Annotated in this window: 9 protein-coding genes; 2 read left to right on the forward strand and 7 right to left on the reverse strand. The window is 67.8% G+C overall.

The window, feature by feature from the left end:
• Positions 1-55 precede the first annotated feature (55 nt).
• Positions 56-334 (reverse strand): hypothetical protein, encoded by a 279-nt coding sequence (locus tag WS51_RS28885; protein WP_059502406.1) that lies wholly within the window; start codon positions 332-334, stop codon positions 56-58.
• 630 nt (positions 335-964) lie between these two features.
• On the opposite strand from WS51_RS28885, the gene WS51_RS28890 reads away from it, so the two are divergent.
• Positions 965-2,122 carry a glycoside hydrolase family 53 protein gene (locus tag WS51_RS28890; protein ID WP_069230386.1) on the forward strand — a complete coding sequence of 386 codons (1,158 nt, stop codon included), beginning with the start codon at positions 965-967 and terminating at the stop codon, positions 2,120-2,122.
• Between the two features lie 44 nt (positions 2,123-2,166).
• On the opposite strand, the gene WS51_RS28895 is transcribed toward WS51_RS28890, so the two are convergent.
• From WS51_RS28895 to WS51_RS28920, 6 genes are all read right to left on the reverse strand, one after another.
• Positions 2,167-3,465, reverse strand: a complete 1,299-nt coding sequence (locus tag WS51_RS28895; protein ID WP_059868147.1) for a sugar efflux transporter — start codon at positions 3,463-3,465, stop codon at positions 2,167-2,169.
• A gap of 4 nt (positions 3,466-3,469) precedes the next feature.
• Positions 3,470-5,440: a beta-galactosidase gene (locus WS51_RS28900; protein WP_059541641.1), complete on the reverse strand. Its 1,971-nt coding sequence runs from the start codon at positions 5,438-5,440 to the stop codon at positions 3,470-3,472.
• Positions 5,441-5,473: 33 nt separating this feature from the next.
• Complete coding sequence (locus tag WS51_RS28905; protein WP_059502410.1) at positions 5,474-6,325, reverse strand: carbohydrate ABC transporter permease; 852 nt, start codon at positions 6,323-6,325, stop codon at positions 5,474-5,476.
• An 11-nt stretch (positions 6,326-6,336) separates the two neighbouring features.
• On the reverse strand, positions 6,337-7,254 hold the full coding sequence (locus WS51_RS28910) for a carbohydrate ABC transporter permease (protein WP_059502413.1): 918 nt from the start codon (positions 7,252-7,254) through the stop codon (positions 6,337-6,339).
• Between the two features lie 108 nt (positions 7,255-7,362).
• The gene (locus WS51_RS28915) at positions 7,363-8,601 is read right to left on the reverse strand and encodes an ABC transporter substrate-binding protein (RefSeq protein WP_059541639.1); all 1,239 of its coding nucleotides are present in this window, start codon (positions 8,599-8,601) and stop codon (positions 7,363-7,365) included.
• Between the two features lie 61 nt (positions 8,602-8,662).
• Complete coding sequence (locus tag WS51_RS28920) at positions 8,663-9,817, reverse strand: ABC transporter ATP-binding protein (RefSeq protein WP_059541637.1); 1,155 nt, start codon at positions 9,815-9,817, stop codon at positions 8,663-8,665.
• Between the two features lie 234 nt (positions 9,818-10,051).
• On the opposite strand from WS51_RS28920, the gene WS51_RS28925 reads away from it, so the two are divergent.
• Positions 10,052-11,065, forward strand: coding sequence for a LacI family DNA-binding transcriptional regulator (locus WS51_RS28925; RefSeq protein WP_059502419.1), 1,014 nt, complete (start codon positions 10,052-10,054; stop codon positions 11,063-11,065).
• Positions 11,066-11,096 lie beyond the last annotated feature (31 nt).

Raw genomic sequence — 11,096 nt, forward strand, 5'->3', positions numbered from 1 at the left:
GCGTGTACGGATGAAGACGAACGGGCGGCACATGATGTCGGCGCCCGCCGTCCGGCTAGAGCGGCCGCGGCCGGTTGCCCGAATCGTCGGGCGAGTCGTGCCCTTCGGGCCACGGTTTGCCGGCCGGATCGCGCGCCTCTGTCTGGCGCGGATCGTCGGGTACGACCTTGCGCGCCTGGTCGTCCGGAATCGAGTCGAGTTCGCCGCCGCCCGGCGCGTGACCCGGGCGCCCGGGTGGCTCGCCCGGAATCGGGCCGCGCCGCTCCGGCGAAGCGGCGGATTCGCGCGGCTCGACGTGCGGCGCGGTGTCCTTCGGTTGACTGGATTTCGTCATGCTGCCCTCCCTGCGCTGCGGTTTGGCTGCGCGGCTGAAGTCTGACGCAACGCGCGTCGAAACAGCCGCGGCCAACCCGGATTCCAGCAAGCGACATGCCGCCGCTCGTGCACCGCCCACATGCCCTCGTCCGACCAGCCCGCTGCAGAATTTACAAATTCGGCGGCATCCTGCATCGCTCCGTGCGTCGCCTCCTCTGCCAGACCGAAAGGCCGACAAAGGCGTGCGGCACAGCACTTGCGGCTGTCGATGGCGATATGGCAAGGCCTCTCGAAGAACGTCGCGAACCACGCGACACCCGACGGCAACTTCACGGTGCGCGCAAAGCGCGGTGCAGACGGCACGACGCTCGTCCAGGGACGCGACAACGGTGCAGGCGCCCCGCCCGCTCGGCCTTCGCGCGTTGGTTCCGATCGACTGACGGCGTGCGGCGTTCTTCAGGGTTGCATTGAAGGCAACCCTGAAGAAATCTTCGCCAGATAGTAGGCAACGCACATGTTCTTTGCATCGGCATCCATGGCTGCGCTACGCTCGATTCCGCCTCGAATCGAGGCTGAAATTTAAGCGCTTAAACCGACGAAGCCCGCGATCCCGAGATCGATCGACCGGGCCCGATACTGGAGGATGACGATGAACAGACGATCGATGTTGCGCTGGAGTCTCTCGACCGCGGCGCTCGCATGCGTCGACCTGGCCGGTACGTTGCCGGCCGTCGCGCAAGGCACCGCGCCCGCCGCGGGTGCCCCGTTCGCGATGGGCGCCGACGTGTCGACCCTGCCGGAGCTCGAGGCGCACGGTGCGCAATACTTCGACCGCGGGCATCCGCGCGACTGCCTGAAGATCCTGCACGCGCACGGCGTCGATTCGATCCGCATCAAGGTCTGGAACGATCCCGGCAATCCGGACTTCTTCCCGGCCAACCAGAGCGCCGCGGCCGGCTACAACAACGCGGCCCATGTCGTCGCGCTCGCGCAGCGCGCGGCGGCGCTCGGCATGCGCATCCTCATCGATTTCCACTACAGCGACTGGTGGGCCGACCCCGGCAAGCAATACCCGCCGCACGCGTGGGCCGGCAAGAATCTCGCCGATACGTGCGCGCTGCTGTCGGCCTACACGACCGACGTGCTCCGGCAATTGCAGCGTGCCGGCGTGCGTCCCGAGTGGGTGCAGATCGGCAACGAGATCACGGGCGGCATGCTGTGGCCGCTCGGCCGCTACGACCAGTGGGACAACCTGGCGCAGCTGCTGAAGACGGGGCGCGACGCGGTGAAGGCGGTCGATCCGCGCATCAAGGTGATGCTGCACATCGACAGCGGCGGCGACAACGCGAAAAGCCGCTGGTGGTTCGACAGTGCAACGCAGCGCGGCGTCGCGTTCGACGTGATCGGCCTGTCGTACTACCCGCAATGGCAAGGCGCGCTCGACGACCTGCGCAACAATGCGAACGATCTCGCGGTGCGCTACGACAAGGAATTGATCGTCGTCGAAACCGCGTATCCGTGGACCACCAGCGACGGCGATTCGGAACCGAACGCGATGACGAACACCGGCTCGACCGCGTTCCCGCCGTCGCCGGCCGGCCAGGCGCAATTCCTCGCGGCGGTCGTCGATATCGTGAAGGGCGTGCCGGGCAATCGCGGCAAGGGCGTGTTCTGGTGGGAGCCGGAATGGATCCCGACACCGGGTGTCGGCTGGAAGCTCGGTGCGGGCGATCAATGGGACAACAACACGTTGTTCGATTTCCACGGCAACGCGCTGTCGTCGCTCGACGCGTATCGCCAGCGCTGACGCATTCGTAATGTCACGGCATCACCGCACCGACGCATCCCGCGTCAGTGCGGTGCATCGAAGCGGCGGCGGCCCGATGCGGGCCGGCTGCCTGCGCCACTCGCACCGCCCCGTTCGCCGCGCGCGTCCGTGCCGAGCAACGCGAACGCGACGAGCGCAAGCACGCAGCACCCGGCGAACGTCGCGCGATAGCCGAACAGATCGACGCACGCGCCGGACAGCACGCCCGATGCGATCGAGCCGACGCGCGCGGTGCTGAAGAACATCGCGGTCGCGGTGCCGGGACGCGTCGGCATCAGGTCGCACACGCGCGTCATTCCGAGGCACGACGTGATCGCGACCACGCAAGCACTCAGCAGTTGCAGCGGCAGGATCATGTTCACGCGCGTCACCGTCGCGAGCCCGACGAAATACACCGCATGCACGGCCGCGCACGCCGTCAGCCAGCGCGCCTTGTCGAGCCGCGTCGACCGGATGCCGAGCCAAAGCATCATCGGAATCTCGAGCAATGCGGCGAGACCCAGCGCGGCCGACACGTTACCCGGCGATCCGCCGAGCGCGCGCACGATGTACAGCGGCAACACGATCATCGTCGCGTTCGCCGCGAGCCCCGTCAGCGTAAGCGCGACGAGGGTGCGCCACACGCTTGCACGCGGTGCGACGACGATCTCCGCACGCGTACTGGCGGGCAGCGACGCAGCGCGATCCGCCGCGCGCACATGCGCCGCCGGCGGCCGCCGCGCCGGTTCCGGAATCCGCGCGACGATCGCCGCGCATCCGACGAAACCCGCGGATGCCGCGAGAAAAAGCCCTGTAAAACCCGTCTGCGCGAGGATCAGCGCGCCGAGCGCGGGGCCGAACACCCAGGCAACCGACAGCATCGTGCGCAGCGCCGCCGACGCCAGCTCGCGCTGCGCATCGTCATCGACCGGCAGCGCCGCGCGAGCAAACGAGAAGATCTGCGACAGCGACACGGCCCCCGCGCCGAGCAGGATCGTGCCGGCGGCGATCACCGGACCGTGCGCACGCAGCACGCACAACAGCGCGAAACCGAGCGCGGCGGCCACGAGCGAGACGACGAGCAACGGCCGGTGACGGTCGCGGCGATCCGACCAGCGCCCTGCCCACGTGCTGGCGACGACGCCGCTCGCCGCGATCAGCGTCATGAAGATGCCCGCGAGAAACGGCGACATCCCCGCCGCCTCCACGCCGAACAGCGACAAGTACGGCGCCGTAAACGACATCGCGACGCCGAGCATCAGCGCCGCGCCGGACAGCGGCAGGAAATGCGCGATCGCGGCGAGGCGCGCGAAATGCGACTGTAGCGACCGCAGCGATTGCATCGCGTCAGTCCGGCTCGACCCATGCGGCGACGTCGACCGCGCCGAGTACCGGGCCGCCGAGCACGAAGCGCGCACCGTCCGGCGCCGGCAGCGTGCACGGCGCGTCGCCATAGTTGAGCGTGAATACGACACGCCCGCGCCGCCGCAACCGCACGCCTTCCGGCAACGCGTGCACCGGCAGTCCGGCGTCGCGCGCGCAGCGGGCGACGATCGCACGCAACAGCGCGTGGTCGAAGCAGGCGGTCGCCATCGTCACGCGGCCGCGCCGCACGAGCGCGGGCACGCCGTCGTCGCAAGCCGCGAGCACGTCGACGCCGCTCGCCGATTCCATGTCGATGTGATCGCGCCATTTCAGCGCGCGGCCGTCGACGCCGTCGAACGTGACGCGCGGCGTGAGCGACGGCCGCAGCGACTCGACCTGGCCGATCCGCACCGGCAGCACGTCGCGCAGCTTGCCGGGCGCAAGCCCCGGCTCAATCGCGAATTGCGCCGTGCGCGAGCCGGTGCGCGGCCCGAACAGCCAGTGCGCATCGCCGCGCGCGGCCTGCTCGACGACGCGCTCCGTGACGACTGGCAGCGTCGGCACGACGACGAATGCATAACGCGACACGTCGGCATCGGCCGCGACGAAGTCGACGTCGAGCCCCAGTTCGCGCAACGCGCGATACCAGTCGAATACGTGCTGCTGGTAGTCGAAGTCGGCGCCATGCGGCTGGATCCGGATCATCCAGTCGGCCTCGTAGTCGAACAGCAGCGCGACGCGAGCCGGCCCGCGCGCGCCGGTGGCGAGCTCGACATCCAGCGCGGCCAGTTCGCGCGCGACGCGCGCGACTTCATGGCCACCGGGCGACAGCCGGTCATCCGGCGCATTCAGCCCCGAGTGCAGTTGCTCCTGCGCATGCGGATACTGCCGCCAGCGGAAATACGACACGAGTTCCGCGCCATGCGCGAACGCTTCCCACGTCCACAGCCGCACCGCGCCTGCGGGCGGCACCGGGTTGTACGGCCCCCAGTTCACCGGCCCGGCCTGTTGCTCCATCACCCACATCCGCCCGTTGCCGATGCCGCGATACAGGTCGTGCGAGAACGCCGAAACGTCCGGGTGACCGGTACGAGCCCAGCGCCGCTTGTCCGCTTCGTCGAGCGGCAGCACTTCGGTGCGCGGGACCGGATAGCTGTCCCACGCAGCGACGTCGAGCCCGCCGCGCGCAAACGCATGGTGATCGAACTCGGTAAAAAAGCCCATGAAGTTGTGCAGCACGTCGCGGCCCGGCGCGTGCGGACGGATCGCATCGACCTGCACGGCGTGGAACCGCGCGACCTCGTCCGACTGATAGCGGCGGAAGTCGAGCAAATGCGCGGGATTCGCATCGGTCGGCGTATGGCGCGGCAATTCGATCTCGTCGAAACCGCGATACTCCATGCTCCAGAACACGTTGCCCCATGCACGGTTCAGCGCATCGATGTCGCCATAGCGCACGGCGAGCCACGCGCGAAACCCTTCGAGCGCCGCACGCGTATAGCTCGGCAGCGTGTTGTGACAGCCGAGCTCGTTGTCGGTCTGCCATGCGATGACTGCCGGATGCGCGCCGTAGCGTCGTGCCATCGCGTCCGCGATGCGCACGCAGTGCTCGCGATACACGGGGCTCGCGATGTCGTAATGGCGGCGCGACCCGAATTGCCATACGGCACCGTCCACGCCGACCGGCAGGATCTCCGGATGGCGATCGACGAGCCATTTCGGCGGCGCGGCCGTCGGCGTGCCGAGCACGATCTTCAGCTGCTGGCCGGCGAGCGTGTCGATCGCTTCGTCGAGCCACGCCCAGTCGTAGCGGCCCGGCTCCGGCTCCATCCGGCTCCATGCGAATTCGGCGATCCGCACGCGGGTCAGGCCCAGTTCGGCCATCCGCTTCGCGTCGCGAGCCCATTGTTCGCGCGGCCAATGTTCGGGGTAGTAGCAAACGCCGAGATGCATCGTGGATTCCTTGAAGAATGAGAATTGGACGGATCAGCCTTTCGTCGCGCCGAACGTGAGCCCCGCGACGAAATGCTTCTGCATCGCGAAGAACATCAGCACCGACGGCAGCGCGGCGAGCACCGAGCCGGCCGACACGATGTTCCACGCGGTCGTCCACTGCCCCTTGAGCGCGGCGACGCCGACCGTGATCGGCGCCGCATCGTCGCCCTGCGTGAGGCACAGCGCCCAGAAGTAGTCGTTCCACACGAACGTGAACACGAGAATCGCGAGTGCGGCGAGCGCCGGCCGCACGAGCGGCAGCACGACACGCCAGTAGATCGCCCACTCGGACGCGCCTTCGACGCGCGCGGCCTCGATCAGCTCGAACGGCAGCTCGCGGATGAAGTTGCGCAGGAACAGCGTGCAGAAGCCGGTCTGGAACGCGGTATGGAACAGCACGAGCGCCCACACGGTGTTGTAGAGACCGACACCGAGCATGATCTGCCGCACCGGGATCATCAGGATCTGGATCGGCACGAAATTGCCGGCGACGAACAGCCCGAGCAGCACGAGGTTGCCGCGGAACCGGTAGTTCGCGAGCGCGTGCCCCGCGAGCGACGCGAGCAGGATCGATGCGGCGACGGACGGCACCGTGATCAGGACGCTGTTCGCGAAGTAATGCAGCATCGGCGTCTGCGCGAGCGCGGCGCCGTAGTTGTCCAGCAGCGCAAACTGTTTCGGCCAGTCCCAGTAATGGCCGGCGATGATCTCGTCGGTCGAGCGGATCGACGTGACTAGTACCGCGAGCAGCGGCACGAGCCACAGCGCGAGCGCGCACGGCAGCGACAGCCGGTACAGCCAACGGGCGGGACGTCCCCAGCGGGACACGGGCATCGGATACATTTTCGCGATCCTTATGATTCGACGCGCACCAGCTTGCGCAGCTGCCACACGATGTAGACGAGCATGATCGCGAACAGCACGACCGCGATCGCGGCGGAATAGCCTTCGCGGTAGTACTTGATCGCCTGGTCGACCATGAAGTAAGCGAGCACGGTCGAGCTGTCGAACGGGCCGCCGCCCGTCATCACGGAGATCAGGTCGAAGCTGCGCAGCGCGCCGATCACGGTCAGCACGACCGCCATGAAGGTCGCGGGCCGCAACTGCGGCAGGATCACGTGCCACAGCAGCGTGAAGCCGCGCGCGCCTTCCATCCGCGCCGCCTCGACGATCTCGCCGTTGATGCCGGTGAGCCCGGTCAGGTAGAGGATCATGCAGAACGGAATCTGCGGCCACAGCGCGGCGGCGATCACGCCGTAGGTCGCATAACGCGGATCGCCGAGCACCGGGATGCCGTGCCCGACAATCAGCTTCAGCAGCCCGAACGTCGGATCGTAGAACCATGAGAACACCAGGCCGACGACGACGCCCGGCAACACGAACGGCGCGAAGAACAGCGACTTCACGAGCCGGATCCCGAACACGTTCTGGTTCAGGTACAGCGCGAGTGCGAGGCCGAGCGGCGGTGCGGCGAGGAACAGCACGAGCCACAGCACGTTGTTCTTCAGCGCGACGTAGAACGTATCGGACTGCAGCAGCTCGCGATAATTGTCGAGCCCTGCATAGGTCATCGGCGTCATCCCGTCCCAGTGGTGGAAGCTCAGCCAGATGCTGCTGACGATCGGATACAGCACGAATACGGTGAAGAGCGCGAACCCGGGCAGCACGAACAGCAGAGCCGCACGGTTGCGCCGGCGGGCGAGCGACGCGCGCGCATGCCGCCGCGGGCCGGCTTCACGGCGCGCGGCGCTTTCGGACAAGCTGGTTGACATGAAGTGACCTTCGACGAAACAGACGTGACGGACGAGACTGACGAAACGGGCGCGACGGCGACGCCGACGCGCCGGACCGGCGTTGTCGCCGCCCCGGCGCGCGGTACATCACTTCCGATAGATGCGCTTGCGCGTCTGCTCGAGCCGCGGCAGGATCGCATCGAGCTGCGTCGGGTCGGACAGGAACTGCTGCATCGCCTTCATCCCTTCGTCCGCCATTTCCTTCGTCATGTCGCGGTCGTAGAACTGCGCGATGCCGCCCGGCGTCGTCGCGAGCGTGCGGAAGCCGATCTTCGAGATCGGGTCCTGGGGCTCGGGCGCCTTGTTGTTCGACGGCAGTTGCCCCATCCCCTTCGCGAATTCGCCGTTGACCGCCGGTTGCCCCATGAACGCGAGCAGGCGCCGTGCATCCGCCTTGTTGTGCGCCTTCGCCGGCACGATCATCACGTTGACCGGGCCATCCTCGGCAAGCGGCACCGATGCGTCGATCACCGGAAAGCGGAAGAAGCTGATCGGGTTGCGCGTCGCGCTCAGCAGGCCGGCCGAATACCAGGTGCCCATCAGCGTCATCGCGGCCTGGCCGTTGACGATCAGCGGACTGAGCGAATCGACGTCGTAGGACAACGCGTTGTCGATGAAATACTTGTCGTCGATCAGCTTCTTCCAGGCCGCGTACACGGCCCTCACGCGCGGATCGGTATACGCGACGTCGCCGGCCATCAGCTTCTGGTGGAATGCGTAGCCGTTGATCCGCAAGTCGAGGTAGTCGAACCACGCGGCCAGCGTCCACGCATCGCGCGCGGCCACCGCGATCGGCGCGATGCCGGCCGCCTTCAGCTTGCGGCACGCATCCAGGAACTGCGGCCAGTCGGTCGCCTCGCCGTGAATGCCGGCCTTCTCGAACAGGTCCTTGCGGTAGAACAACCCGTAGGCGTCATAGCCGAGCGGCAAACTGTAAAGCTTGCCGCCGTAGGTCGACGACTGCCTGACGGCCGCATACGTGTCGTTCCAGCCGTTCTTCTGCCAGTCCGCGCTGAGGTCCTCGATCAGCCCGCGCTTCGCGAAATACGCGAGCCGCTCGCCGTTGTTCCAGCTCAGCACGTCGGGCGGATCGGTCGCGAGCCAGCCGGACATCTGCACCTTGTACGCTTCCTCGCCGACGTAGCTGATCTTCAGGTCGACGTCGGGATTCGCCTTGTGGAACTGGTCGAACACCGCTTGCCACGTCGCGCGCTGGTTGCCGCGCGCGGCGACGTTCACCTTGAGCGTGCCCGCATCGGCCGTCTGCGCGGTGAACGCGGCGGCAATGGTCAACGCAAGCAGCAGTCGGCTCGCACGAAGTCTCATCGTTGTCTCCTGGTATTGGTGTGATGGGTGCCGCGTCGCGCGGCAAGTCGGCGTTGCGCCGCTATGCGAACGCCGCTTCGGCGTGGATGGCCGGCAACGCGATGCCGGCCTCGTCGAACAGGTGACAGCGCGACGGCGGCACGCGAAACGCATGGCGCTCGCCGCGCCGCAACGCGGCCTGACCCGGCAGCTTCGCGAGCAGCGGCATGCCGCCGGGCTGGTCGAGATGCACGTAGGCGGCTTCGCCGAGCTGCTCGACGAGCACGATGTCGCGGACGATCGCCGGATGCTCGGCATCGCCCGACGCCGCAACCGTCAGATGCTCGGGACGAATCCCGAGCGTCACGCGCGCGCCGCTGCCGACGTCGCGCGGCAACGGGCGATCGCGCAGCGTCACCGTTTCGCCGGTGCCGTCCAGCCGCAGTCGGCAGCCGTGCGCATCGCCCGCTTCGACGACGGCCGGCAGGAAGTTCATCCTCGGCGAGCCGATGAAGCCGGCGACGAAGCGGTTGGCCGGCCGGTGATACAGCTCGAGCGGCGCACCGGCCTGCGCGATGCTGCCGAAGCGCGCGACGTCGTCGCCCGCGTGCAGCAGCACGATGCGGTCGGCCAGCGTCATCGCCTCGATCTGGTCGTGCGTGACGTAGACCGAGCTCGACTGCGTGAAGCGCGCGTGCAGCCGCGCGATTTCGACGCGTGTCTGACCGCGCAGCGTCGCGTCGAGATTCGACAGCGGCTCGTCGAACAGGAACACGCGCGGCTCGCGCACGATCGCGCGGCCGATCGCGACGCGCTGCCGCTGGCCGCCCGACAACGCCTTCGGCTTGCGATCGAGCAGCGCTTCGAGCTGCAGCACGCGCGCGGCCTCGGTCACGCGGCGCCGGATCTCGTCCTTCGGCGTGCCGGCGATGCGCAAGCCGAAACCGATGTTGTCGAACACGGTCATGTGCGGAAACAGCGCATAGCTCTGGAACACCATCGCGACGCCGCGCTCGGCGGGCGGCGTGTCGTTCATGCGCGCGCCGCCGATCCGCAGCTCGCCTTCGGTCACGTCCTCGAGCCCGGCGATCATCCGCAGCAACGTGGACTTGCCGCAGCCCGACGGACCGAGAAACACGCAGAATTCATGCGATGCGATCTCGAGGTTCACGTCGCGCAGCACCGGCGCGTGCTCGCCGTAGCGCTTCGAGACGTCCTTCAATGAAATGGCGGTCATCGCGCTCTCCTCTCCTGGTCAGGCGCTTCGGGTCACAAAATTTAAACGCTTAAATTTTGATGGTGCAATTGCCCCGGTTCGCCGTACCATGTCGTCTCCTTGATCTGATGTGTCGAGAAATTAGCGTATCGGCTGTCCCTGTGCAACTTGTGGGACGCACTCCCAGAATATGAGCAGACATTCCCCCGCTTCGCTGCCGTCGTGCAGCCTTGCCCGCCCGTGCCGAGGCCGTGCATGGTGACGCTCGCGCAAGTCGCGCAGCGCGCGAACGTCACCGCGGCGACGGTCTCGAACGTGCTGCGCAATCCGCAGAAGGTGAAGCCGGCGACCGTCGAGCGCGTGATGGCGGCGATCCGCGAGCTCGGCTATCGGCCGAACCTGACCGCGCGGGCGCTCGCCGAGGGCCGCACGTCCACGCTCGCGTTGATGCTGTCGAACATCACCAACCCGTTCTACCCGGAATTCGTGCTGGCCGCCGAGCGCGAGGCGCGCAAGCGCGGCCATTACCTGCTGGTGTCCAATACCGACGACGATCCCGCGATCACGCGCAACTACCTCGAGCGCATCGCCGGCACGCTCGCCGCCGGCGCGATCGTGATGAACACGGATCTCACGGAAACCGAACTCGCCGACATCGCGCGCCATGGCGCATCGATCGTGCTGTGCATGTGGGAACACGTGCATGCGTCGCGCACGCTGCCGTGCGTCACCGTCGATTTCGCGGCCGCGGGCGCGCTGGCCGCCGCGCACCTCTCCGGGCTGCGGCATCGCAGGTTCGGCGCGCTCGTCGGCAAAGGCTCGGGCGGCCCGCAGTCGGTTCGGCTGCGCGGGTTCGCCGACGAACTCGCGGCACGCGGCCATCCGGCGAAGGCGCTGACGACGGTGTCGACGCACGATTCGATCGAAGGCGGCTACGAAGCGGCCGCCGCGCTGTTGCGGGCGAAGCGTGGCCTCACCGCACTGTTCGCAACCAACGACCTGATGGCGATCGGCGCGATGCAGGCCGCGGCCGACCTCGGGCTGCGCGTGCCTGCCGATCTGTCGGTGGTCGGCATGACCGACATCCAGCTCGCGCACCAGTTCCGCCCCGCGCTGACGACGGTGCGGTTCCCGACGTCGCAGATCGCCGCGCGAGCGATCGCACTGACGCTCGACATGATCGACGGCGTCGAGCCGGCCGCGGCCGTGCATACGATCGGCGCGCCGGAGCTCGTGGTGCGGGAATCGACGGCGGTGGCGCCGGATTGACGTACGTTGCGCGTTCGCGGCCGCCCGGGAA

The organism is Burkholderia territorii (assembly GCF_001718335.1).
In the GTDB taxonomy this organism is placed as follows: Bacteria; Pseudomonadota; Gammaproteobacteria; order Burkholderiales; family Burkholderiaceae; genus Burkholderia; species Burkholderia territorii.